This is a genomic window from Allobosea sp. TAB14 (genome assembly GCF_052113865.1).
GTDB classification, from domain to species: Bacteria; Pseudomonadota; Alphaproteobacteria; order Rhizobiales; family Beijerinckiaceae; genus Allobosea; species Allobosea spartocytisi.
Genome location: NZ_JBFRDQ010000075.1, coordinates 1 through 24,906, shown reverse-complemented (window position 1 = coordinate 24,906; position 24,906 = coordinate 1). Strand labels below are relative to the sequence as shown.

General features: G+C 62.6%; 20 protein-coding genes. 13 read left to right on the top strand and 7 right to left on the bottom strand.

Annotation, left to right across the window (positions count from 1 at the left end; genetic code table 11):
* From AB4Y99_RS13355 to AB4Y99_RS13325, 7 genes are all read left to right on the top strand, one after another.
* A partial coding sequence (locus tag AB4Y99_RS13355) for a PrkA family serine protein kinase (protein WP_441523651.1) occupies nucleotides 1-1,869 on the top strand: 1,869 nt, incomplete at its 5' end.
* 19 nt (nucleotides 1,870-1,888) lie between these two features.
* Nucleotides 1,889-3,163, top strand: coding sequence for a YeaH/YhbH family protein (locus AB4Y99_RS13350; protein ID WP_441523650.1), 1,275 nt, complete (start codon nucleotides 1,889-1,891; stop codon nucleotides 3,161-3,163).
* The gene (locus AB4Y99_RS13345) at nucleotides 3,160-4,707 is read left to right on the top strand and encodes a SpoVR family protein (protein ID WP_038368613.1); all 1,548 of its coding nucleotides are present in this window, start codon (nucleotides 3,160-3,162) and stop codon (nucleotides 4,705-4,707) included. The genes AB4Y99_RS13350 and AB4Y99_RS13345 overlap by 4 nt, the downstream gene beginning before the upstream one ends.
* Nucleotides 4,708-5,503: 796 nt before the next feature.
* Nucleotides 5,504-6,451 (top strand): metallophosphoesterase family protein, encoded by a 948-nt coding sequence (locus AB4Y99_RS13340; RefSeq protein WP_441523649.1) that lies wholly within the window; start codon nucleotides 5,504-5,506, stop codon nucleotides 6,449-6,451.
* A 29-nt stretch (nucleotides 6,452-6,480) separates the two neighbouring features.
* Entirely contained in the window at nucleotides 6,481-6,825 is a 345-nt protein-coding gene (locus AB4Y99_RS13335) for a cupredoxin domain-containing protein (protein WP_441523648.1), read from the top strand.
* A gap of 38 nt (nucleotides 6,826-6,863) precedes the next feature.
* Nucleotides 6,864-7,394: a sigma-70 family RNA polymerase sigma factor gene (locus AB4Y99_RS13330; RefSeq protein ID WP_441523652.1), complete on the top strand. Its 531-nt coding sequence runs from the start codon at nucleotides 6,864-6,866 to the stop codon at nucleotides 7,392-7,394.
* Nucleotides 7,395-7,402: 8 nt separating this feature from the next.
* A complete protein-coding gene (locus AB4Y99_RS13325) occupies nucleotides 7,403-8,191 on the top strand; it encodes an anti-sigma factor family protein (RefSeq protein ID WP_441523647.1) in 789 nt (262 codons plus the stop codon).
* Nucleotides 8,192-8,957: 766 nt separating this feature from the next.
* Here the strand turns inward: AB4Y99_RS13325 and AB4Y99_RS13320 are convergent.
* Genes AB4Y99_RS13320 through AB4Y99_RS13305 form a run of 4 tightly spaced genes read right to left on the bottom strand, consistent with a single transcriptional unit; the run spans nucleotide 8,958 to nucleotide 14,725 of the window.
* Nucleotides 8,958-10,790, bottom strand: coding sequence for a TniQ family protein (locus AB4Y99_RS13320; protein ID WP_441523646.1), 1,833 nt, complete (start codon nucleotides 10,788-10,790; stop codon nucleotides 8,958-8,960).
* Entirely contained in the window at nucleotides 10,787-11,860 is a 1,074-nt protein-coding gene (locus AB4Y99_RS13315; RefSeq protein WP_441523645.1) for an ATP-binding protein, read from the bottom strand. The genes AB4Y99_RS13320 and AB4Y99_RS13315 overlap by 4 nt, the downstream gene beginning before the upstream one ends.
* Before the next feature lie 4 nt (nucleotides 11,861-11,864).
* On the bottom strand, nucleotides 11,865-14,015 hold the full coding sequence (locus tag AB4Y99_RS13310) for a hypothetical protein (RefSeq protein WP_441523644.1): 2,151 nt from the start codon (nucleotides 14,013-14,015) through the stop codon (nucleotides 11,865-11,867).
* On the bottom strand, nucleotides 14,015-14,725 hold the full coding sequence (locus AB4Y99_RS13305) for a TnsA endonuclease N-terminal domain-containing protein (RefSeq protein ID WP_441470811.1): 711 nt from the start codon (nucleotides 14,723-14,725) through the stop codon (nucleotides 14,015-14,017). Before AB4Y99_RS13305 ends, AB4Y99_RS13310 begins: the two co-directional genes overlap by 1 nt.
* Nucleotides 14,726-16,343: 1,618 nt before the next feature.
* Here AB4Y99_RS13305 and AB4Y99_RS13300 point away from each other — a divergent pair.
* From AB4Y99_RS13300 to AB4Y99_RS13290, 3 genes are all read left to right on the top strand, one after another.
* Nucleotides 16,344-16,916: a metallophosphoesterase family protein gene (locus AB4Y99_RS13300; RefSeq protein ID WP_441470812.1), complete on the top strand. Its 573-nt coding sequence runs from the start codon at nucleotides 16,344-16,346 to the stop codon at nucleotides 16,914-16,916.
* 106 nt (nucleotides 16,917-17,022) lie between these two features.
* Nucleotides 17,023-17,403: an MbcA/ParS/Xre antitoxin family protein gene (locus tag AB4Y99_RS13295; RefSeq protein ID WP_441470813.1), complete on the top strand. Its 381-nt coding sequence runs from the start codon at nucleotides 17,023-17,025 to the stop codon at nucleotides 17,401-17,403.
* A 312-nt stretch (nucleotides 17,404-17,715) separates the two neighbouring features.
* Nucleotides 17,716-18,099 carry a c-type cytochrome gene (locus tag AB4Y99_RS13290; protein WP_441523643.1) on the top strand — a complete coding sequence of 128 codons (384 nt, stop codon included), beginning with the start codon at nucleotides 17,716-17,718 and terminating at the stop codon, nucleotides 18,097-18,099.
* A gap of 45 nt (nucleotides 18,100-18,144) precedes the next feature.
* Here the strand turns inward: AB4Y99_RS13290 and AB4Y99_RS13285 are convergent, their stop codons facing one another.
* On the bottom strand, nucleotides 18,145-20,379 hold the full coding sequence (locus AB4Y99_RS13285) for a xanthine dehydrogenase family protein molybdopterin-binding subunit (protein ID WP_441513505.1): 2,235 nt from the start codon (nucleotides 20,377-20,379) through the stop codon (nucleotides 18,145-18,147).
* Between the two features lie 12 nt (nucleotides 20,380-20,391).
* Entirely contained in the window at nucleotides 20,392-20,838 is a 447-nt protein-coding gene (locus tag AB4Y99_RS13280; protein WP_441470816.1) for a (2Fe-2S)-binding protein, read from the bottom strand.
* Between the two features lie 337 nt (nucleotides 20,839-21,175).
* Here AB4Y99_RS13280 and tehA point away from each other — a divergent pair, with 337 nt between their 5' ends.
* The 3 genes from tehA to AB4Y99_RS13265 all read left to right on the top strand — a co-directional run bounded on the left by tehA (nucleotide 21,176) and on the right by AB4Y99_RS13265 (nucleotide 24,671).
* On the top strand, nucleotides 21,176-22,147 hold the full coding sequence (gene tehA, locus AB4Y99_RS13275) for a dicarboxylate transporter/tellurite-resistance protein TehA (RefSeq protein WP_441470817.1): 972 nt from the start codon (nucleotides 21,176-21,178) through the stop codon (nucleotides 22,145-22,147).
* 62 nt (nucleotides 22,148-22,209) lie between these two features.
* Nucleotides 22,210-22,791 carry an NAD(P)H-dependent oxidoreductase gene (locus AB4Y99_RS13270; protein ID WP_441470818.1) on the top strand — a complete coding sequence of 194 codons (582 nt, stop codon included), beginning with the start codon at nucleotides 22,210-22,212 and terminating at the stop codon, nucleotides 22,789-22,791.
* Complete coding sequence (locus tag AB4Y99_RS13265; RefSeq protein ID WP_441470819.1) at nucleotides 22,788-24,671, top strand: cation:proton antiporter domain-containing protein; 1,884 nt, start codon at nucleotides 22,788-22,790, stop codon at nucleotides 24,669-24,671. Before AB4Y99_RS13270 ends, AB4Y99_RS13265 begins: the two co-directional genes overlap by 4 nt.
* On the opposite strand, the gene AB4Y99_RS13260 is transcribed toward AB4Y99_RS13265, so the two are convergent.
* A partial coding sequence (locus AB4Y99_RS13260) for an alpha/beta fold hydrolase (RefSeq protein WP_441523642.1) occupies nucleotides 24,662-24,906 on the bottom strand: 245 nt, incomplete at its 5' end. The two genes, AB4Y99_RS13265 and AB4Y99_RS13260, sit on opposite strands and share 10 nt — an antisense overlap.

The window sequence follows — 24,906 nt, the reverse complement described above, 5'->3', positions numbered from 1 at the left end:
GACTACTTGGAAGCCTGCAGAGGCGATCCGATGCTATACGCTAACGCAGCGGAACGCCTGCTGGCGGCCATTGGCGAGCCTCAGATGATCGATACGGCCAAGGATCCTCGCCTTGGCCGTATTTTTTTGAACCGAACCATCCGGACCTATCCGGCCTTTGCCGGCTTCTACGGCATGGAAGAGACGATCGAGCGTATCGTCTCCTTCTTCCGTCACGCCGCGCAGGGCCTGGAGGAACGCAAGCAGATCCTCTATCTGCTCGGCCCGGTCGGCGGCGGCAAGTCGTCCCTCGCCGAACGGCTCAAATCATTGATGGAGGTCCATCCCATCTATGTGCTGAAGGCCGGCGACGAGATCAGCCCGGTCTTCGAAAGTCCCCTGAACCTCTTCGACCCCGGGACGATGGGGCCCATCCTCGAACAGCGCTATGGCATCCCGCAGCGGCGATTGACGGGCCTGATGAGCCCCTGGTGCCTCAAGCGGCTCGAGACGTTCGGCGGCGATATTTCCCGCTTCCAGGTCGTCAAGCTGCAGCCCTCGCGCCTGCGCCAGATCGCCATCGCCAAGACCGAGCCCGGCGACGAGAACAACCAGGACATCTCGTCGCTCGTCGGCAAGGTCGATATCCGCAAGCTCGAGAACTTCTCCCAGAACGACCCCGACGCCTACAGCTATTCGGGCGGCCTCAACCGCGCCAACCAGGGCGTTCTCGAATTCGTCGAGATGTTCAAGGCGCCGATCAAAATGCTGCATCCCCTGCTGACGGCGACGCAGGAGGGCAACTACATCGGCACCGAGAACATCGGCGCCATTCCCTTCTCCGGCGTCATCCTCGCCCACTCCAACGAGGCGGAATGGCAGAGCTTCAAGAGCAACAAGAACAACGAGGCCTTCATCGACCGGATCTGCGTCATCAAGGTGCCCTACTGCCTGCGGCCGACCGAAGAGCAGAAGATCTATGAGAAGCTGATCGAGGGCTCGGCGCTCAGCAAAGCGCCTTGCGCGCCAGGAACTCTCTCGATGCTCGCGCGGTTCTCGGTTCTCTCGCGGCTGCGCAACCACGAGAACTCGACCTTGTTCGCCAAGATGCGCGCCTATGACGGCGAGAGCCTGCGGGAGACCGACCCGAAAGCCCGCAGCGTCCAGGAATATCGTGACGCCGCCGGCATGGACGAAGGCATGGACGGCATCTCGACGCGCTTTGCCTTCAAGGTCCTGGCGGCAACCTTCAACCACGACACGATCGAGCTCGGCGCCGATCCGGTGCATCTGATGTATGTGCTGGAACAGGCCATCCGCCGCGAGCAACTGCCCGACGAGACCGAGAAGCGCTATCTCGAATTCATCAAGGCCGAGCTTGCTCCGCGCTATGCGGAGTTCATCGGGCACGAGGTTCAGAAAGCCTATCTCGAATCCTATGCGGATTACGGGCAGAACCTGTTCGACCGCTATGTCGACTATGCCGACGCCTGGATCGAGGATGTCGACTTCAAGGATTCCGACACCGGCCAGTTGCTCGACCGCGAACTCCTCAACCAGGAGCTGACCAAGATCGAGAAGCCGGCGGGAATCGCCAATCCGAAGGATTTCCGCAACGAGATCGTCAAGTTCTGCCTGCGCTCGCGGGCGAGCAATGGCGGCAAGAATCCATCCTGGACCGGCTATGAGAAGATCCGCGAAGTCATCGAGAAGCGGATGTTCTCACAGGTCGAGGACCTGCTGCCGGTCATCTCCTTCGGCTCGAAGAAGGACGGCGAGAGCGAGAAGAAACATGGCGAGTTCGTCTCGCGCATGGTGGAGCGTGGTTATACCGAACGCCAGGTCCGGCGTTTGATCGAATGGTACATGCGCGTGAAGCAGGCTGGCTGAGCCAGGCGCGGGAGCCATCATGAACATTGTCGACCGACGCCTGAACCCACGCGGCAAGGCTCTCGAGAATCGTCAGCGTTTTCTGCGCCGGGCCAAGGGCGTCGTACAACAGGCGGTGAAGCAGTCGCTGCAGAGCCGCAATATCCGGGACGTGCTGGACGGCGGAGAAGTCAGCATCCCGCTGGACGGGATGGAGGAGCCAAGCCTTCGTCGGGGGAGCGGGGGCACGCATGACCGTGTGCTGCCCGGCAACAAGACCTTCATCGAAGGCGATGTGCTGCCGCGCTCGGGAGGAGGCGGCAGCGGCAAGCCCGACAAGGCCGGCGAGGGAACAGGCGAGGACGCCTTCCGCTTCGTCCTGACCCGCGAGGAGTTTCTCAACGTCTTCCTCGACGATCTCGAACTGCCCGATCTCGCCAAGCGGCGGCTCACCGAGACCGAGCATGAAAGCCCCGTTCGCGCCGGCTACTCGGTCTCGGGCTCGCCGGCCAATATCGCGGTCAACCGCACGACGCGGCTTGCGATGATGCGCCGGATGGCGCTTCGCCGCCCGAACCCCGAGGCGATCGCGCGGCTGGAGGCGGAGATCGCCGCCTGTGAAGAGGACGGGTTGCGCCTGGTGCTCGAAGACAAGGTCAAGGCGCTCGAAGCCAAGGTGCGGCGCATTCCCTATATCGACCCCGTCGATGTCCGCTACCGCCGCTACGAGAACGAGCCGAAGCCGGTCGCGCAGGCCGTGATGTTTTGCCTGATGGATGTGTCCAGCTCCATGACGGAGCACATGAAGGATCTCGCCAAGCGGTTCTACATGCTGCTCTACATCTTCCTGTCGCAGCGCTACCGCCATGTCGACCTTGTCTTCATCCGCCATACCGACCGGGCCGAGGAGGTCGACGAGAACACGTTCTTCCACAGCCCCGCGACCGGCGGAACGCTGGTCTCGAGCGCGCTCGAGGCGATGCGCTCGGTCATCGCGAAGCGCTATTCGCCGGAGGACTGGAACATTTACGCGGCTCAGGCATCGGACGGCGACAATTCCTATTCAGACGAGGCGGCCACCGAGCGCTTGCTGACGGAGGCGATCCTGCCGGTCAGCCAGTATTTCGCCTATCTGGAGGTCGGCGACGCCGATCGCGGGTCTTCGTCCCAATCTGCCTTGTGGAAGCTCTACGACAAGCTGCGCATGGAGGGCGCGCCGCTCTCGATCCGCAGGGTCGGCCATCGCGGCGAGATCTTCCCGGTCTTTCGCGAGCTCTTTCAACGCGGCCAGGGACGCGAAAGGGTCGCGTCATGAGCGTTGCCCCGATGGAGCGGCTCTTCGACGGGGCGGACTGGAACTTCGCCACGCTGCAGCGCATCCACGACGCCTGCGAGCAGATCGCGCTCGGCGAGCTCGGCCTTGACGTCTACCCCAACCAGATTGAGGTGATTACGGCCGAGCAGATGCTCGACGCCTATTCGTCGACCGGCATGCCGCTGTTCTACAAGCACTGGTCGTTCGGCAAACATTTCGCCCATCACGAGGCGTTGTACCGCAAGGGACTGAGGGATCTCGCCTACGAGATCGTTATCAACAGTTCGCCCTGCGTCTCCTACCTGATGGAGGAGAACACGGCGACGATGCAGACGCTCGTCATCGCGCATGCCGCCTTCGGCCATAACCACTTCTTCAAGAACAACTACCTGTTCAAGACCTGGACCGACGCCGAGGGTATTCTCGACTATCTCGACTTCGCCAAAGGCTATATCGCGCGTTGCGAGGAGCGCTACGGTCAGGTCGCCGTCGAGCGGACGCTGGACGCGGCCCATGCCCTGATGTCCCACGGCGTCCACCGCCATCCCGGCAAGAGCAAGCTCGACCTGCGCCAAGAGGAACAGCGCGAGCGGGACCGCCGCGCCCATGAGGAGCAGATCTTCAACGACCTCTGGCGTACCGTGCCGGCGGGCCCGAGCAAGAGCATCTCCAATATCAGTCTCGAGCGACGGCGCACCGCGCTCGGCCTGCCGCAGGATAACCTTCTGTACTTCCTAGAAAAATCGGCTCCGCGGCTGCATGCTTGGCAGCGCGAAATCCTGAGGATCGTTCGCCAAATCGCGCAGTATTTTCACCCTCAGCGCCAAACCAAGGTGATGAACGAGGGCACCGCGACCTATGTCCACTACCGCATCATGACGCGGCTCCATGAGCTCGGGGCAATCAGCGACGGGAACTTCCTCGAGTTCCTCAGGTCGCATTCCAACGTCGTGTTCCAGCCGGCCTATGACGATCCGAGATTCCCGGGCTTCAACCCCTACGCGCTCGGCTTCGCGATGATGCAGGACATCGAGAGGATCGTCACCGCGCCCGAGCAGGAGGATCGCGAGTGGTTTCCGGAGATTGCCGGGAGCGGCGACGCGATGGCCGTCCTGCGCGACGTCTGGGCAAACTACCGCGACGAGAGCTTCATCAGCCAGTTCCTCAGCCCGCATTTAATGCGGCAGATGCGGGTGTTCAGCCTTTGCGACGACCCGGCTCAAACCGAGGGCGTGGTGATCTCGGCGATCCATGACGAGCGCGGCTATCGCCGCATTCGGCGCCAGCTCGCCCGCGAATACGATGTCAGCTGGACCGATCCCAATATTGAGATCGTCGATGTCGACCTCGCCGGCGATCGGCGCCTGCTCCTGCGCCACAGCGTCGTGAACGGCTGCCTGCTCCAGGATAAGGCCGCTGCGCAGGTGCTACAGTCTATCGCGGATCTGTGGAGCTACGATGTGCGGCTTCAGGAGGTCGATTCCTTGGAAACGGTGCTCAAAGAGCATGTGGCCAGCCCGCGCGCGATGGTCCGTGCAGCTTGACGAATTCGCATGCCGAATTCTTGAGAGACCAGAAGTCTAATGTCGATGCTCGCGCGGACCGTAGCCCAATCGCAAGGCAACGCTCACGCAGTCGTAACCATGGATCGGATGGCCCACCGCCTGATAACGGACATTCCAGATGTCAGCCAAGGGCTGACATTCCAGATGTCAGCCAAGGGCTAAAACCGGCTCTCCTACTGGGTGCCGAACTGAAACGCCCCGGGAGTGGACGTTGGCAGAGTCCGCTGAGGGCCACTAGCTGACCTTTGCGCCTTGCCCAAAAGCGGACGCTAGGGCTCTGGGGCAAGACGGACGCTGACGATATTGACAATCTGGTTGTCAGGGTCGGGCCGGGCAGCGACGATAGCACGCCCAAGGGCGTATCCGCCGGCCGCTGCCAGCGACATCTGGTATAATTTCATGACAATCGTCCTCAAGGGCCAGATGGCGGTCGCCCTAGCGGGCTTGGTCGGCACCGAACTGGATCCGCGCTATGTCAATGCAGACGCAGGCGGCCGGGGCCAACCGCGGCAGCGCGCAAATGCTAGAAGAATTTCTTCGAGAAGCAGCTCCGGCTCTGAGGCTCAATCATTCAGCCCAGCGCCAAGTTCATAGTTTTCAAAAGCGGAAACCGGCGCAGCGCCCAAGAACGGACCTCCGGAACGCCGCAACGACACGACCGCAAGCTGGCTTCATCACGCCCCTGTGAACATGTGATGCGGCACGGACGGGAATAAACCCGCCGCTCTGCCGATCTCCTCAGCATCTGCCACTGGTGGCGACGCAGGAGATCGACATGACCCAGCACCGCAACGATGACGAGCGTATCGACCGCCGGCACGCCCTCGAGTGCATGATCTGGGCGGGTACCGGCGTCCTCTGGACGGTTTCGGGCGGCGTGCCCGTGTCGCTCGGCCTGCTCGGCGAGGCCAGCGCAGCCGAGGCGGCGACGGGGTTTACGTTCCTGCAGATCTCGGACAGCCATATCGGTTTCGACAAGGCAGCCAACCCGCACGCCATCGACACGTTGAAGGAAGCCGTCGGCAAGGTTCGAGCCTTGCCCGAAAAGCCCTCCTTCATGATCCACACCGGCGACATCACCCATCTGTCCACGGCTGCGCAGTTCGACACAGCCGGGCAGATCATCGGCAGCGCCGGATACGACGTGCATTATGTGCCCGGAGAGCACGACATCATCGACGAGAACAACGGCCGCGCCTATCTCGACCGCTACGGCGCGGGCACCAAGGGCGCGGGCTGGTATTCCTTCGACCAGAACGGCGTGCATTTCATCGGCCTGGTCAATGTCGTCAATCTCAAGGCCGGGGGCCTCGGCAATCTCGGGGCAGACCAGCTCGCTTGGCTGGCCGACGACMTCAAAGCCGTCGGCGCCTCGACGCCGATCGTCGTCTTCGCCCATATCCCGCTCTGGGCGGTCTACCCGGAATGGGGCTGGGGCACCGACGATGCGGCGCAGGCGTTGGCTCTGCTCAAGCSCTTCGGCTCGGTCACCRTSCTCAACGGCCACATYCACCAGATCATGCAGAAGGTGGARGGCAACGTTACTTTCCACACGGCCCTTTCGACCGCTTTCCCGCAGCCTGCACCCGGCACCGCGCCATCACCGGGGCCGATGACCGTGCCGGCCGGCCAGTTGCGCTCTCTTCTCGGCATCACCCAGGTCGCGGTGAAGCGAGGCAAGGAGGAGCTCGCGATCATCGACAGCACCCTCTCAGGCCCCTGAACCGCGCGGCGCATAGAAGGATGCCTCCCATGATCCGCATAAACGTCAGCCCCCGACCGCTTGCCTGCGCCCTTGTCTGTCTCGGCATCGTCTTTATGGCGCAGGCCCCTCTGCGGGCCGCGGATGCCGCGCGCGTCAAGATCGACAACTTCACCTTTGCCCCCGGGGTGCTCACGGTGAAGGCCGGGGCGACTGTGACCTTCCAGAACGACGACGACATTCCCCATGTCGTCGTGGCGAATGACGGCTCGTTCCGGTCCAAGGCGCTCGACACCGGGGATTCCTACGTCTTTACCTTCACGAAACCGGGTGATTTTCCGTATTTCTGCGCGCTTCATCCGCATATGCAAGGTACCATCACCGTCACTCCGTGAGATGCGTTGTGCCCGGAGAAGCGGATGATGTCGCGGTGTTGACCGGCAAGACCTCGGCGGAACGCTTCAGCGAGGTGGTTCTTCCCCATCTCTCCGATGCGCTGGCGCTTGCCCGCTGGTTGACCGGCAATGCCGATGACGCTGAGGACGTGGTGCAGGAGGCTTGCCTGAAGGCCTATAAGGGACTGGCTACCTATGCGGGCGGTAATGCGCGTGCCTGGCTGCTGACGATCGTGCGCAATGCCTCCTATGCCTGGCTCGCGCGAAATCACCCGCGCCGCATCGTCGCCGTCGGCGACCTCGCCGATCTCGACGCATTGGCCGCCAACGCCGACACGGATGCCGGCACGCCGGAGGCGGCCTTGATCGCCAAGGCGGACGCGGCCGCGCTTGAAACTGCGATCACGCTGCTGCCGCACCCGTTTCGCGAGGTTCTCGTGCTGCGGGACGTCAACGGCCTCGCCTACCGGGAGATCGCGGCGATGCTCCATGTGCCGCTGGGCACCGTGATGTCGCGGCTGTCGCGGGCGCGCGCACTGCTTGCGGCGCAGCTCGGGGGGAGCCGATGAGAGAAAATATGGAATTGCCGTCGGATCCTGCGGACCTTCAGTTGCTGCTTCATGCCCTGGTCGATGGCGAGCTCGACGCCGCCACGACCTTGGCTCTGGAGCGACGACTGGCGGATGATCCGGCGCTCGCGGCCGAGCACGCTCGCATTGCCGCCCTGCAAACTGCTGTTCGCAACCTGCCTCGCCCCGGCGTCAGCGATGCGTTCCAGGCCCGCATCGCTGCGCTGGGCGTTGCCCCCCAGGCGGCGGCACGGCCAGCATCTGCCCACTCCGCTTGGCTTGGCTGGCGTGCCATGGCGGCCTCGATCCTCGTCACCGCTGTTCTGACGAGCGGGCTGACCCAATGGGCGATGACACGCAACGCGCCGGACAGCTTCGCTGCCGCCGTCGCCAGCAGCCATCGCCGCAGCCTGCTGGCCGCAAGCCCGGTGGATGTCGCCTCGTCGGACCGACATACGGTCAAGCCTTGGCTCGACGCCCGCATCGGCCTGTCGCCCGCGGCGCCCGACCTCGCAAAGGATGGCTTTTCGCTCCTGGGCGGCCGTGTCGAGGTGATCGCGGACAAGCCGGTTCCGGCTCTCGTCTATAAGCACCGTGAGCATCTGATCACCCTCGTGGCCGCACCACAGGACGGCAGAACCGCCTCCATACCGGCTGGGGCCGAGCGGGCCGCCGGCGGCTTTTCCCTGATCCGCTGGGCCGACGGGGCATTCACTTATTGGGCGATCTCGGACACGGATCGCGCCACTCTTGAAGATTTCGTCAACCGCTTCCGGGAAGCTGCCGCGGCGGGCTGACTTCCGATCCTGAGGATCGTTGCCAGAGGCGGGCGGAAATCGTCGCGGCGACTACTGAATCTTCCCCCAAATTATGTCGCGCTGCGACTCTCAGTTGCAGCTAGGGGCCTGCTCTCAAACCTTGGGATTCATATGACTTGTGTCGAGACGGCGATGAATAACGTCACCACCGATTCATATCCGACAGCGCGGCCCGGTCTCTGAGCTAGAACGCCCGAAACCTGACGCTGGCAGAGTCCGGTAAGGGCCAGTTCCGGCTATCCGGCTGTCGGCCTTCGTGGAGCGCTGGAAGCAGACATTTTAGCCTCTCGTGCCTGTGTATCGACATGAGAACGGTATGCTTCGGCGATTGCGATGTCATCGTCTTCGACCTCACATTTAGCTCAGGCCTGACGGATGCCGGCCGGCGCGCCGCGTTCCGGCCGTTGGAAGCCAGCGACGCCGAGTGCCCTTTCTGATCGGCTGAAAAGCAAAGCGCCGCCCGGCTTGATGGCCGGGCGGCGCAAATCTGATTGCGGAACTTTTTCTAAAATCAAGGCAAGGTTATGCCTCTCTCTTCACAATCTGAGGAGGCAGGCATAATGTTTCCGCAGGCAATGACATAAGATCTTGAAATCATTCAACGGCGACGAGGGACTTCTGCAGGCTAAGTTCCGCAAATTGAGGGATAGTACTTCCGCATAATTGTGCGTACGGACCGCGTCAGAGCAAAAAAAAGAGCCCGGCCAAAGGAGCCAGGCTCTTCTCAGCCGAAAGGGGCGGGAACCTAGAGATCCGGAGGAATTTCAGACCGCCGATAGAACGAAGCCATGACCTGTTTATGCGTCAAAGCCGGTTCGATGCCCCTCGACGCCAATTCTCGTTTCAGGATCGGCATGTGCTTGGAGCGGCCGCGCGCGAGTTCATGGAGTGATGCGAACTGAGCCTTGAACGCTTCGGCGGCTTTTCGAGGGACGGCGACGTAGGGACAGCGGTTTTTGGGACTTATGCGCCTCTCGCTCGATAGCGCCTTACTCTCGACGAGTGCGCTCAGAACCCGATCTGTTGTGCCGAGCATGTCTGCCGCTTGGCCCATCGTAAGATGATCGCTGTCTTCACTGCGTATGAGTCTTTTCACCTCGGTGACATCGACCAACAGAGACGGGAAACCGGTCGTAGCGGTCCATGAACCGACCCAACGGAGCCGGCGGTCCAGGATTAGTCTTACAATCTCCATTGCTGAGCAGCAGGTACGTTTCGCGGCAGCGGCGATCGTCATCTGGGGCCACTCTGGTTCTTTGACCCAAACGACGTTGGTGAATAGCCGCATCTTAAATTCGTCGAGCTCGCGACGGTCGTAGCACTGATCGCCAAGCTCGAGCCGTTCATGGCCTTCCATTGGCTGAATGAAGCCATGATCAACCAGCAGTTTCGTGTGTACGCGACCAGAGTTCAGGTTGGTCTCGACCTGCTTCTGAGTAAGTGCGTTCTGAAGTTTGTCGAGGACCGGCACGGCAGCCTCAGACGAGAACGTTGCCACGTTATCCGTGAGGTGATCGGACCTGGCGGTTAGGATGCCGGATGCGCGAAGCACGCGCCGGAGACGCTTACGGTGAAGCCCGGTTGCGCTGCTTGCCGTGGAGACCGAATGGAGGCGCCGCTCCGTCACGATCTGCTTGCCGAAAAGAAGATCCTCAGGACTTACGGGGGCCGTATCCGCAACGAAGTCAATGATGAGGTTGCGGATGCAGTCGTAATTCGGGTCTTCCCGAAGCGAATACAGCCATTTGAAGAGCCGACCGAACCATGCTTGCGGCCCTGCACTGTGCCCATGCGAACCGACATGYGCCGTCCAGAGATCATGCAGAAGCTCCCTGACGCGCTTGGGCCCGCCAATGGCCAGGTCGAATCCAGCTTCTCCTGCGCTGCGCCAGTCTTCATCGCTCAGTTCTTTCAGCGTGACGTGTCGGCCCCTCTGGATGACCGCGCCGACGACTTCACAGGTCTTAATCGCAACGTAGCAGGGCAGAGAGTCCAGCCAGGGGCTCCCGGCGCGCCCGTCCAGCCTATGCTGCACATAGTGCTCAAAGCGCGTCGGGGTGCGGCTAACGGCTTCGGCGGCCAGTTGCACCATACGGGGGATCGCAGCAGCCGCGCTTCGCGCGAAGTCGTGCACCAGCGAGGGATCGTCGGTATGAGCAACGCACACGAGTTCGACGTGGTGAACCATGCAGATGCGTGAGTGCTGAAAAAGCCAGTCGGCGCGTGCGCTCACGTTCCAGGAGGGGCCGGTCTCGAGATCTTCCGTCAGGCAGCGTGGGCAGGCCATTTGGCGCGCCCGCCGAAGGGATGATCTGGAGAAGGTCTGGCCGCGATACTCGTAGTGCCCCTCATGGCGGATGATCGCCCATCGTGAGATCACGGCAGGAGTTTCATCAACGAGATGGGCTAGGCGCGCCAGTGCTCCTGGGTCGCCGTCGACTATTTCCTGCTGCTGGAAGCCCATATCGAGGGAGAAGACGCGGACGCTCTGCGACCGATGGAGCAGCGCGAGACGCGAAACAAGGCTCGCCGGAGACTCGCCCGTTCGCGGCTTCAACGTCGGATACAGAGATGTCATGACCGGCCGCCCTTCTTGCTGCCGCGTCCGCGGCGGGCTTTGGACAAGGGCTGCCACTCCGGGTCGACCGGAGGCTCATTGGCAAGCACGAGCGTGCAATCGAGTTCTGCCCAACCCGACGCGATGAAAGGGTTCATCGGGGAGGCGCATCCAGTTCGATCGGTGAAGGCGGTCGCGAACTGCTCTGTCCCCAGAGGCTTTTTCTCCGCAAGGGCATGTTCGATCGCCTCGTGGATGAGTTCGATGGCGACGCCTAGGCGGTAAAGCGCGGCATGGATGAGGCGAGGGGCGATCTCTGTCGGCTGTGCGTTGCTAATTTCGACGTTCGCAACTTCTGCCAAGCCAAGGATGAGGCCTTCAATCATGTCCAAATCGCGGGGCAATTGCAGCAGAGGGACCGAGACGAATTGGCCACGCCTGCGGATCTCGTCGACGCGTCGCATCTCAGGGACGAGACCGGGCAAACCCGAGATGATTAGTCCAACCGGCCAGTCAGGTGAGACCATGAGCCCCTTGAGGGCCTTGCGGATATTGTCCAGCTGCAGCGAGTTCGCGCCGTCTGTCAGATTATGCATCTCGTCGAGATGGATGAGCAGGACGCCGGCGGCAGGCAGCAACTCATGGATACGAGCCCAGATGATGTGGTCCGCCAGTTCCCGGGACAGCGGATAGCCAAGTGCTCTCAACAGCTCCCGCCCGAGCGTCTTTAACGTACAGGGAGCCGGCACGGTCACGCGAATGAGGGGGGAGCGTTGCTCTCCCCGGGGTTGGAGAACCGGATGCGTCCGAAAAAGCCGGTCGAGAGACTCCGTCTTGCCAGTTCCCGCCTCGCCGGTCACGACGAGGCATCTTGCTTCAAGCCGTGTTTCGGGAAGAGGCCATCCCGCCACGATTCTGCGCGAGAGAACAGATCTGAGAAGCGTGTCGAACTTGGCACGGAGATCATCGTCCCAATCCGTCTGGATGTACCGGCCTTTCAGGCGCTCCCGCACGTCAAGCAGACGGCGCTGTGGCTCGGAGAGAGACGACCGGAGCAGGTCGATAACGTGGAAATCGGATTCGATAGACATGGCATCAGTCCGTGATGGTGAAGCGGCGCGGAGGGGGCGTCGGCTGATCCGGGGTAGGGCTGTTCGCGACCGCATGGTTCGCAGCCGGAATTGCACCGCTCGTGAGATCCTGATTGATCGGTTTCGTGTCGGGCGGCAGTTGCACAGCACGCTTGAACCCGAAGCCGATCTCTTTCTCGGTGTGTGCCAACTGTTCCGGAGTCGGGCGTGTCGAAAGAATGGAAGCCCTCTCGCCGGCAGCCCTAGCCAAATCCCAGGCGTCCTTGACCGCTTGCGCGACAATCTGGTCGTCGAGCTCGGTTTGAGCCTTGAAGCGACGACGCAAGTCGGCCTCGGCCGCGAGCCAGATGTCGAGCGAGACGCCGTCGAAGCAGGGCCGGCTATTAGGTACCACCAACCACCCGCCATCGTGGAGTCGGACAGAGACATGCGACAGGTCCATATGATCGAGGCGGACCGGAAGCCTGATACCTCCGTGTTTCCGATGGAGCTCCTGCAGCTCGAGCGAGTTGAAATGCAGCCCAAGAACCCTGACGCCACGAGGCGTCAGGCAGCATTGGGATTCAGCGCCAAACACGACGCGGCGGGTATGACGGTCCGGAGGAGGGGTGATCCCGTAGGTCTTGACCAGTCGCTTCCAACAATTGGCTGGCGTCTCACCGCCAAGCCCGGAGTGCGGGCTGTTGTGATAGATATCGAGGACCCAGCGGGTGATGACATCGCAGAGTTCCGGCAGCGTTAGGCTGATGCGAGCGATCGGATCATAGTCACCCTTTGCTGCTATCGATTCGAATGTCCTTCCGGTGAACGGACTCAGGGCCTGCGTCCCAGCCGTCTTGAAGAAGCGTTCGACGCGGCCTCTCAGCGCCGGGATTCCGGCGGGCGGTGCCTCCGCGTCTGCGCCAAGATCGATGACGGCGCGGCGGAAGCGAAGCGACATGAAGGCAGCCCCCTGATCGGTCACGATAGTTTCGGGGCTCCCGTAGAAATCTTCCCGCGATAGGGCTCCCGCTGCTAAGGCGTAAGGGGCCTTTGGTGAGACGACCATTTCGAGCGTATCGATCGCCAAGTCGGTGGTCGGGGTCAGCCCGATCTTGAAGCCGAGGACCACTCGCGTTGCGCAGTCGAGGGCGGCGCAGAGCCACGGTCGTACAGATGCGATCTCTGAACGAAGCCTGTCGGAGAGCTTGTCGAGGATCCCAAGATCGGCGCACAGCGCCTGAAGGTTGATCCGCCATTCATCGAGTTCCACACGCTGCAGCGGCCGCTCGACATCGACGCCATTGAGGACTGCGGGAAAACGCCTTTTCGCGGCGTCCAAGCCGTGTCGACAAGCGTACGTGTCGAACTCGGGAAACGAGCGGATCTCCTGCGCGAGGCGTTGGTAGCTCGGGACACGTAGAGCGAGTTCTCCGGCCGCGAGCCGCTTTACGTTCTCAAGATCGATATGGGCCTTCATCAGGCGATGAACGTCCCGGATCGTCGGCCTGGTCTCGCTCATATACCGATGGGCGAACTCAAGGAGGAGCTTGCGCTCTTCGAGCCTGAGCCGTTCCGTCACCCGATTGCCGCTATTGATCCGGCGATGGCGGAGCGCAATCGCCCGCTGACCTCCTTCGATGTACCACGATCGCCACTTGCGCGCTGTTCGGGGGCTTGGTGGCTTTGGCATGCCCGGAAGTTGATCGCCCGCCTGGAGGCGAATTGCGACGCCCTCGGCGTTTCGTTTTGCGGATCGCTTCAGCTGCGTCTCATGCAGCTTCTGCACGATTTCCGGTGCGATGCGCTTAAGCGCAGAATCGGACAACGTTGTCTTGCGTTCGACCCGCAACTTCTCGAGCTCGCGGCAAAACTCTGCTCGCCACAGGATTTTTTCCTGCTCCCTGTGAGGAAGCGAGCCGATGAATTCATCGAACGATTGGCTCGTAGCAAAGGCCTTGCTTTGGGAGAACGCTCCTCGATCGAAACGAAAGCCCTCCTTCAGAGAGGCTTCAAACAGCTCGCGATCGGTGAACTTCTGGACGACGTCCGGATCTTCGACGCGTTCAAGGACATAGCCGTGTGCAAGCCGAGACCTGCGCTTGTACGCGATGTTGTCGATGACCAGGCGATCCTGGAATGCGAGGTTGAAGCGGGGTGTGAATTCGGTCGACATCACGCAAGCTCCTCGTCATTCGAGGCGGTGACCAGACCGATCCGAGCGGCGTAGCTAATCCGCTCGTCGTTGAGGAGGCGAGCCTTGCCGCTAGCAATCAGGCGGATGACCGCTTGGAAGCCTTCACCCTCGAGTTTGCTGGCTTGGACGATTTGCCCAACGGTGGATTGAGGGGTCTTGGCGAGAAGAGTTGAAACCGCCGCATCATGGACCGGATTGGAGGTTCGACGAGACAGGCGGATCAACTTGGCGTTGTGTACCAGGTCTAGCGAGATGTCCCGGTCGGTGATCAGCTTAACGTAGTCGGCGAACCCGCCTGGAAGCTGCAGGGCCATGGACCTCAGCTTATGATCGAGACCTTCGCGCTGCGCCTTTTCCCACGGCTTCACGGCTACAGCTATCTTGCAGCCGGACAGGAGGGTTAGCAGGAAGTCGAACGTGTATCGCCGCCTCGTTCCTGCGGCGTCGGTCCAGTCTATCGCGGGCGGCTGCTCGACGATGTCCGCAATATCTGGACAGGTCGAGAGGACGAGGGCGACGTCGCGCTCCAAGCCGCTCTCACACATCAGCTCGTAGGGGACGCTGCCTGCAATGATGCTGGGCCGGCAGGCGCCACGGCTTTTCGAGTGAACGTTGCGCGAGGATCGAGATTCGCCTGGCAAATAGACGATCGGCGCCGGCGAGGGGGCAATTTCAACAATTGGGTTCATGAGATCTATTCGTTCGGTAGGCGCGCCACCGCGATCTCAGTATTCGTGCGAAACTGCTTGCACGCGCTCGCGCTCGCAGGTACACACGAATGACCAAGTCGGCTGTCGCCGGGTATGGGAATCGCTCCGAGGTTCTGAAGGCCGCTAGGAGCGAAGGATTTCTACGGGAAAGCACTTCGATTGCCGTCGAAGTGCTTTCTTCGTTCTGGGCGCGGTTTTACATTGCGATGCCCTCCGCTTCAGAACCGGGCACGGCAACGGCCAATCGCTCGGCCTCCGTTCGGGCGGCTCCTTGGAAAATTCGGGCGATGCCCAGAACGCGGCAGATCGCGGCTATTCTGGGATCGGTCGTCACAAGGTCCGGCTTCAGAACGATAAGCCCCGAAAGTGAGCCGGCTGGCGCATTGCCCAACTTAGGAGGAAGCTCGGCAATCAACGCGACGTAGTCTTGGACAGAGGGTGGAGTAGGGGCGGATACCGCAGCGATCGAACGCTCTGATGCTAAATCGATCGCGACGAGCGATCGCAACTCGCAGAACTTGATCTGGACGGCCCAGGGCTCGTCAGCATCTAGCTGACTTGTTCGAAACTCCAAGTTTGACACGCGACCTCCTTTTGGCCGCAAGCGCCGAAACCGCTTGACCTGTTACCTAGGTTGCAAGAGAGTTCGGAGCTCATCGGCGCCAGCCTTTGAGATGGTGAAGTTCGGGGGCTCGATACTTTCCTAGGGTCTCTCGCCAACGAACTTCATTGCAAAAGCGTCGGCTTTCGCCGGCGCTTTTTTGTTGTTTGCGAGCTTGGAAGCTGAATTGCGCGGCTCGCGAAATCAGGATCAGCAAGTAGCGGCCTCCCGTCGAGTCGATTCTTTCGAGCGGTGGACCCTCAAGCTCAGCTTGCCGCGCTACCGCTTTGAGCCGCGGTGCTAGGGGTTCGAAGTCGAGCGGTTGGGTTCGATTCTAGCTGCAACATTCTGAGATTGTTCAAAATTTCCCAGATCAAGGAATCGATCGTAGGTATCTTGACTCTGTTTGAGTGTAATGTTATGCGGTCCCCCGCGGTGCGGCGGAAATTCGCGGGGGTAATTGTGCGCGATTTAAATTCAGCACGCCGGTTTTTTATTTGCGAATATTACAATTCCGATATCAAATTCGCAGTATTATTGCTCGCGCAGGCGATGGCGATACCGGCTATTTCGGGCGTTTAGCCGCTTGCCTCTCGCCGCGCGGTACGCGTTCTGGCGCTCCCCCAACCACGAATTGCTACTGACAGTCTCAGCCAACGCCAGCATCTAACCTGCTGACTGGTCATTGGGGCCGCTTCGCTCCTTCCTGCCTGCATACATCGCCTCAGGGCGGTTGCGCCGCCGAGCGTGACGCGTTCCTCCTGCTACGAAGGTCTTCGGATGCGTCTGCTTGTCATGTCGGACATCCATCTGGAGTTCGGGCCGTTCGCATTCCCCGCCGACCTGCCGGATTCGACGCCGCGGTCTTCGCTGGCGACATCCATCAGCCGGTCACCGCCGCGGTCGAATGGCTCGCGCAAGAGCGCGACACCGGCGCGCTGAAAGGTCGACCGATCGTCTACGTCCCCCGGCAACCRCGAATTCTACAATCATGAAATGAAGTCCGAGCTCGCCAAAGGGCAGGCGGCCGCTGACGAAGCAGGGATCCTGCTGCTGAACAGGCGCGCCGTTGTCATCGACGGGGTCCGCTTTGTCGGTGCGATCCTCTGGACCGACTACCGGTTGCTAGGCACTCCGAAGCCATCAATGATCACGGCTGGGGACGAGATGAACGACCACCGCCTGATCCGATATCGAGAGGACAGTGGCCACCATGCCCGGTTCATGCCGTGGCACGCGGCCGCCGAACATCGCAAAGACCGCGATTATCTGAGGCAGGAACTCGAGCGGCAGCACGGCGGGCCCACTGTGGTCGTAACCCACCATGCGCCGCATCCAGGCTCGGTGCAGCCGCGACATCAGGGTGGATCACTGTCTCCGGCATTCGTGTCGAATCTCGGTTGGCTGATCGAGGCCACCAGGCCGGAGTTGTGGATCCATGGGCACGATCACGGCTCTCACGATTACCTAGTCGGGCAAACGCGGGTGTTTGCCAACCAGGCCGGTTACCCGCGCGATGGATTAAGAGAGAACCCGGGTTTCCGGATCGACTGTATCGTCGAGGTCTAGGTTCGGGCAATGATACTGGCCTTGGCCCGGCTAGGCCCGCGCCGCTCGGGGTTGTCTCTCTTACGCTAACGGGCGCCGTCGTCCTTATCCGAGAAAAGGAATTGTCGTGCCAGGTCAACATTTCCCTGTTTCATCTGCTGAATCGGGCGCGGTCGTCACCAAAGCCGCTATTCGGGCAGCGGACCAGCTCAAGATCAGCTCCGAGACGCTTGCCGCGATCATCGGCGTCAGTGAGGTTACAATCTCGCGCATCAGGCGCGGCGGCTCTGCACTTGAGCCTGGCACAAAGCCGTTCGAGCTTGCCGTCCTTTTCGTGCAGTTGTTTCGCTCGCTCGATGCAATTGTCGGCGGTGACGATGAGATCGCCGCAAGCTGGCTTGCCAGCGCGAACATCCCCCTCAATGCCCGGCCGATCGAGAAGCTGCAGACCGTGGCCGGGCTCGTTGATGTCATCGCCTATCTGGACGCACGTCGCGCTCTCAACTGAGCTTGGAGGGATCTTACCGCTGTAAAAAGGGCGGCCGAGGACATTGCCATCAACGGAGCAGTCATCCTCGCCTTCACGTCGGTCAGATCCACGCCCTCACTCAGGCTGAGCGCCGCAAGCGTAACCTGCTTCGCTCGGATCGCCGGTGGCGGCCAGAGCGCGGTGGCCTCACCCAGCTTCAAGCCGGTGATGGAATATCTTTGCGTCCCGAAACAGCGTGTTTTCGTCCTCGGGCTGCATTCGGCTGCCGCCTAACCTCATCCGCATCCGGATCGCGGCCGCAGTGGCCGGTCTTTGAGAGAGGGATGAGTCATGATGCTGGGAAAACGACTTCTGCTGATCGCCTGCCTTGTGGGGAGTGCCGGTCTCGCGCATGCGGAGGGCGACGCGGCAAAGGGAAAGACGTTGTTCTCCCGCTGCTCCGCCTGCCATGCGGCCGGGAGCCAGAACAAGATCGGACCCGGACTCGCCGGCGTCGTCGGTCGCCCGGCGGCGAGCGCTCCCGGTTTTCGTTACTCGAAGGCGATGACGGGCTCCGGCCTGACCTGGACCGAGGAGCAGCTCGACACCTATCTCGGGGGACCTGCGAAGGCGGTTCCCGGGACGACCATGGCGATCGCGGTCCCGAACACACAGGATCGCAGCGATATCATCGCATCACCGGCGCGCGCCCTTATCGATGTTCGCTATGCTTGATCTCGAACAGGGGCCGCGACGGCGAAGAGAGTTCTCTCCTCCGGCTCAGCTTCCGAATTTCGCCTTCGACAGAGGCAGGCTTCGGATGTGCCGGCCGGTCAGGGCGGCAACCGCGTTGACCACTGCCGGGGGAACGCCGGGCAGTCCAGGCTCCCCGACGCCGCCCATCGGCGCTCCGCTCTCGACGATCTCGACATGAACCTGAGGCATCGCGGCTCGGGACAGGATCGGATAGTCATCGAAATTGTGAGACTGGCGTAGGCCCCCATCATAGACGAGTTCCTCGAACAGCGTGGCGGAGAGCCCTAGCGCTGCCGCCGACTCGACCTGCGACTTCACGATCGCGGGGTTGACGATGCTGCCGGGATCGAATGCGATCCAGAGGTTGTGAACCTTGACCTCGCCCGCTTCGAGCGAGACCTCGGCGATCGTCGCTGTTTCCGAGCCGAAGGGCGAGGCCATGGCTACGCCGCGCGCCCGCTTGCCGCCCTCCGCATCATAGGGGCCGCGCTTCCAACCGCCCGAGATCGCGGCCACCGTCTCCAGCAGCTTCCGATGGCGTGGCTTGTCCTTCAGCAATTCCATGCGGAGCTGGAAGGGGTCCTGTTTCCCGGCATCGGCCATCTCGTCGAAGAAGCCCTCGTAGAAGTAATCGTTCATCGAGTGACCGACCGAACGCCAGAAGGCGATCGTCACGGGATGGGGGAAGCGGACATACTCCATGCTGCGGGACGCGATGGCATAGGGCTTCTCGACGATGCCCTCGACCGCGGAGCTGTCGACCCCGCCCTTCGCGCCGGCGCCGAAATAGCGTCCCAGCGGTCCTTCTCCAACGGTACGGACCTGGATGGCGGTCGGCTTTCCATCGGGGCCAATCGCGGCCCGGAAGCGGCTGAAGCTCAACGGGCGCAGCGCGTCGCGCTTGAACTCCTCCTCGCGGGACCAGAGCAGCTTGACCGGCTTGCCGGTTTCCTTCGCCAATAGGATCGCCTGCTGGAAGGGATTGCCGGGCCCATAGACGAAATGGCGCCCGAAGAACCCGCCGAGCATCGGCGAATGCAGGATCACCTTCTCCGGCGGCAGTCCGGCCGCCTGAGCCGCGACCGACTGGAACAGCTCGGGCATCTGGTTGGGAAGCCAGAGCTCCAGCGAACCATCCGCGTTGAAGCGCGCGATCGACGAGGGCGGTTCGAGCTGGCCATGAGCGAGGTATGGCGCATCGTACTCGGCCTCTACGGTCTTAACGGCCTTGGCGAAGGCTGCCGCAACATCGCCCTCCTTTTCGGCCGAGACGGCCTGGGCGGTGTTGCCTTTGAGCTTGGATAGCAGGCCCGCCGAAGAGTAGTCCGCCGCGACGGCGTCGAAGCCACTCGCAGGCGGCGCGGACCAGGTCACGTCCGCCGCCTCGACCGCCTTGCGAGCCCGGTACCAGCTGTTTGCGGTGACRGCGACCGCGCCGGGCAAGCGGTGCACGCCATGGACTCCCGGCATGGCCTTGAGCGTGTCTTCATTCGCGATCCCGGTCGGGTTCGTGCCGAGATGCGGCGCATGCTGCACGGCCGCGTAGAGCATGCCGTCGACTTTCTGGTCGATCGCGTAGATCGCTTTTCCGGTCGATTTCTCACGAACGTCGAGCCGGGGTACGGGCTTTCGCAGCCAGCGGAAGGTTGCGGGGTCGCGCAGCTTCACCTCGGCGGCGGGGGTGAGCTTCAAGGCCTCCTCGGCGAGTTCGCCATAGGCTACGCGCCGACGGGATGCCGCGTGAACGACATGGCCGTCTTCGGTCGTGAGACTGTCGGGCTTGACCTTCAGGCGCGCCGCGGCTGTCCGAATGAGCATTTCGCGCGCGCTGGCGCCGAGCCGGCGCATCGGCATGTAGCTTGAGCGCGTCGAGAAGCTGCCGCCCGTCATCCGCAATCCGTCGATGACGGCGTAGTCGGGTCCGGGTGGCGCGCATTCCACCTCGAAGCGGGCCGGGTTGACGTCGAGCTCCTCGCCGATCGTCTGCGCCATGCCGGTGTTGATGCCCTGACCGCCTTCGACGAAGGGGCTGAGGATCTTGAAGCTGTTGTCCTTGCCGATGACCAGGAAGGCGGCAACGCGTGTGCCCGGCTTGACCGCCTGAGCGGTCTGGGCGCGCGCTGGGATGGCGGGCAGCAGAGCGCCCAGCACCAGCGAGGCCGCGCCACCGAGAACGCCCCGGCGAGAGAGATTGGCGACGCCTTCGACGGGGATCAGCGCAGTTGCGTTGGTGGACTTGATCGCTGCGAGCATGTTCATGTCGATCCCTCCTCAACCAGCGGCCTGATGGATCGCCGCTGCGATCCGATTGTAGGTCCCGCAACGGCAGAGATTGGTCATGGCGTCCTGGATGTCCGCATCGCTCGGCTTCGGCGTCTGCTTGAGTAGCGCGGTCGCGGCCATGACCTGTCCCGACTGGCAATAGCCGCATTGCGGCACCTGCTGCGCCACCCATGCCTCGACGACCTTATGGCCGACAGGATCCTGCTCGATCGCCTCGATCGTGCGGATTTCCGCGGTGCCGACGCTGTCGAGCGGCATCTGGCAGGACCGGACGGCCTGACCGTCCATTAGTACAGTGCAGGCGCCGCATTGGGCGATGCCGCAGCCGTATTTCGTCCCGGTCAATCCCAACGTATCGCGCAGAACCCAAAGCAAGGGCGTCTCCGCTTCCGCATCGACCTCATATGCAGCCCCGTTGACCTTGATGCTTGTCATGACCGCTTCCCACTGCGCGAATGAAGCATGAACCTTAAAGGGGGCGGGGCCAGCGCGCAGGACGAAGACGAGGCGATTTCGGACAAATCCCTTCGAGAGCCACGAGCGCGTCTGTGGTGCAAAGACAGGCAATCGGGACGTCCCGCGCAGGGATGTTTCGCGCCCACGTCCCGAATTGCCTCGTCTTCGTCCTGCGGTCCTGCTGGGTTTGCCGCTAAGGTCCGCCATGTCCCGACCGGGCCGATGAGATGCGGAGATATTCCTCGCTCGCGGAGGCGCGCGTCTCATTAAGCCACCTAGCCGAACAACCCAAAGCCCAACCCGGATGGACAGATCCATGAGCAAACCCCTCGCCATCCCCGCCTCCTTCTTCGGCATGGTCCTGGGGCTGATCGGGTGGGGCAATAGCTGGCGGGCGGCGCATGAGGTCTGGGGGCTGCCGGCTGCGATCGGCGAGGCCCTGATGCTGGCAGGCGGTTTCGTCTGGGCCGTTCTCCTTGTCCTCTTCGCCGCCAAATGGCTGGCGGCTCGCAGCGAAGCCATCGGGGAGGCGAACCACCCGGTCCAGTGCTGCTTCATCGGGCTGGTCGGAGTTGCGACGATGCTGGTTGCGATTGCCGCCAACCCCTATTCCAGCCCCGTCGCGGTGGCGCTTTTTGCGGCGGGATTGACCTTCACTCTGGTCTTCGCCCTGTGGCGCACCGGCATCCTCTGGCAGGGCACGCGCGATCTGGCCGCGACGACGCCAGTCCTCTATCTGCCGACGGTCGCAGGTTCCTATGTCACCGCGATCGGCCTGACGACATTCGGGCTCGGAGACTGGGGCCGCCTCGCCTTCGGGGCTGGCCTCCTGAGCTGGTTGGCGATCGAATCCGTTCTGCTCCACAGGCTCTACACAGCGCCGGAGATGCCGCCGCCGCTGCGGCCGGTGCTGGGCATCCAGCTGGCTCCGCCTACGGTCGGCGCCGCGGCCTATCTAAGCGTCACGAGCGGCCCGCCTGATATCGTCGTCTACGGCCTGATCGGCTACGGCTTGCTGCAGCTCCTGCTGCTCGCGCGGCTGGCACGGTGGATCTTCGCTGCCGGTGTCACAGCCTCGGTCTGGGCTTTCACCTTCGGGCTCACCGCGCTGGCAACGGCGATGGTCAAACTCGTCGGCCGCGGCGATGCAGGTCCGGTCTCCGTCCTGGCGCCCGTCGTGTTTGCATTCGTCTCGATCGCGATGGGCGCGATCGTTCTGCGGACACTCTGGCTCCTAGTCAGGGGAAGGCTGCTGCCAGCCCCACCGGCTCCGTCGGCCACGCGCTGACCGCCGCGACGTCCTCCTCCAGATCAAACGCCCCGACGACGATGCAAAACTCAGCAGACCACATGATCTTGAGCCCGGTCGCAGAGGAGACGAACCCGGTCGAGCCGACTGGCCTGCTTGTCATCGCTCACCCGCGGCTCGACCGCAGCGTCGTGAACGCCCGCCTGGCGAAAACGGCGGCCGAGCAGCCCAGGATCGAGATCCACGATCTCTACCAAGCCTATCCAGACTATCAGATCGACGTCGCTGCGGAGCAGGAAAGGCTGCTGCGCCACAAGGTGATCGGGATCCAGTTCCCGCTGTTCTGGTATTCGGTGCCGGCTGTCCTCAAAGAGTGGTTCGACCTCGTCTGGCTTCACGGCTTCGCCTATGGCGGCAGCGCGCCGCGCCTTGCCGGCAAGACCTTGTTCTGTGCGGCCTCCACCGGCGGCGATGAGCGGAGCTACCGCGAGGACGGTCGCAACGGTTACAGGGTGGAGGAATTCCTGCGGCCGCTGGAGCGGACAGCGGCGCTCTGCCAGATGCACTGGGCCGCGCCCCATCTGCTCCATGACGCCCCTCGGTTGCGTGGAGAGCAGCTGGAGCAGGCAGCGCAGGGATATAGGCGCTATCTCGACAATCTGATGCGGGAGACCGTCATATGAGCACCGGCGAAATCCTGGTCCGGACCTTCGTCTATCTGCTTGCCGGCGTCATCGCCGTCCCTCTGGCCAAGCGTTTGGGGCTCGGATCCGTTCTCGGCTACATCATCGCAGGCGCCGTGATCGGCCCGGGCCTGCTCTCCTTGACGGGCGATATTGCCGCCGTCAGCCATGTCGCCGAATTCGGCATCGTCATCCTGTTGTTTCTCATCGGCATGGAGGTTCGCCCTGCGCTGCTGTGGCAGATGAAGGGACTAATCTTCGGGCTCGGCATGGCACAGATGCTCGCCGTGTCGGTGGTGATCACGCCCATAGCCATGATGCTGGGGCTCTCCTTCGCGGTCTCGGTGACGCTTTCTCTCATCCTCGCGATGAGTTCGACCGCGCTCGTCATGGCCACACTGGAAGAGAAGGGGCAGCGGTCGGGGACCATCGGCCGTGCCTGCTTCGGTGTGCTGCTGTTTCAGGATCTCTCCATCATCCCGCTGTTCCTCGTCGTTCCGCTGCTGGCGTCGAACGCATCTGCGGCAGCGGAGGGCAATCCGGCCGCCTGGCTGCGCGGCGCCGAGGCCTTGGTGGCAGTAGTCTTCGTCGTCCTCGCAGCCCGGTTCGCCGTCAGGCCTCTGTTCCGATTTATCGCGGCAACGCATTCGCGCGAGGTCTTCACCGCAGCGGCATTGATGCTCGTCGTCGGCGTGGCGGCTCTGATGACCGTCGTCGGTCTGTCGCCGGCTCTGGGTGCCTTCATCGCCGGGGTTGTCCTCAGCGAAACCGAGTTTCGGCAGGAAATCGAGAGCGACATCGATCCGTTTCGCGGCTTGCTGCTGGGGCTGTTCTTCATCACGGTCGGAGCGGGACTCGATCTCCAACTGCTGCGAAGCCAGCCGCTTTCCGTCATCGCGATCGCGGTGGGCCTGATGCTCGCCAAGACGCTCGCGATGTACGCGGCCTCCCGCGCCTTCCGTTTCCGTCCCATCGAGGCGATTTCGCTGGCTGTCCTGCTCGCGCAAGGCGGGGAGTTCATCTTCGTCTTCATCGGCTTCGCCAAGCAGTTTGCGCTGCTGCCCGAGCAGCTGTCGCGCCTGCTGCCTGCCGCCGTTGCCATCTCGATGCTGCTGTCGCCGCTGCTGATGCTCTTGCTGGACCGCATCATCCGTCGCCGGATCGCTCCGTCGCAGCAGGCCGCGCCAGACGTCCAATTCGAGGATCGCGTCGATGTCATCGTCGCCGGGTTCGGCCGTTTCGGGCAGATCGCGGGCCGGTTGCTGCAGGCCAACGGCCTGCGGATCTCGATCATGGACACGAGCCTGACCCAGATCGAAATCCTGCGCCGCTTCGATCAGCGCGTGAATTTCGGGGATGCAACCCGGCTCGACCTTCTTCGCGCCGCGGGAGCGGAAACGGCAAAGATCCTCATCGTCGCCATCGACGAGCGCGAGCAGATCAGCCATCTGGTCGAAACGGCTCGGACGTCGTTTCCGCACCTCGTGATCCTCTCGCGTGCGTGGGATCGGCGCCATGCCTACGAGCTGYTGCGCCTTGGAGCGGATCACGTCGAGAGCGAGACCTATGAATCCAGTCTTTCGATCGGGAAGGAAGCCTTGATCCGTTTCGGTTTTCGCGCTCACCGGGCGCATCGGTCTGCAGCCTTGTTTCGAATGCACGACCGCTCGCTCTTTGGTCGGAGCCGGCCATCGAGTGCAGACGAGAATGGGTTCCTGCAGGCGTCGAAGGCCGCCGCATCGACCCTGGCCCAGCTCCTTGCCGCAGATCTTGAAAATGAGCGCTCGCACCGGGGCCAGGAAGAGGACTGGGGCACGCGCGGGCTCTACGGGGAACTCACCGCCGACACACGGGAAGCCTCGGGCGGCGGTCAGACCTGACGATAGCCGCCCGTGACCCAGGCCGAAACGGCATCCATATAGCCCGCGGCATCATCCTCCCAGACGAAATGGCCGGCATGGAATACCCGGTGGGCGGCATGGGGAAGGTTTCGCGCCAGAAGCTCGCCGTTGGCCGGCGGCACGATGGGGTCGTCCTTGCCGGAGATCACGAGGACGGGCGTCGTCACCGTCGGCAAGAGGGCCTGGAGCCTCGGCAGATCGCGCGGATAGGCCC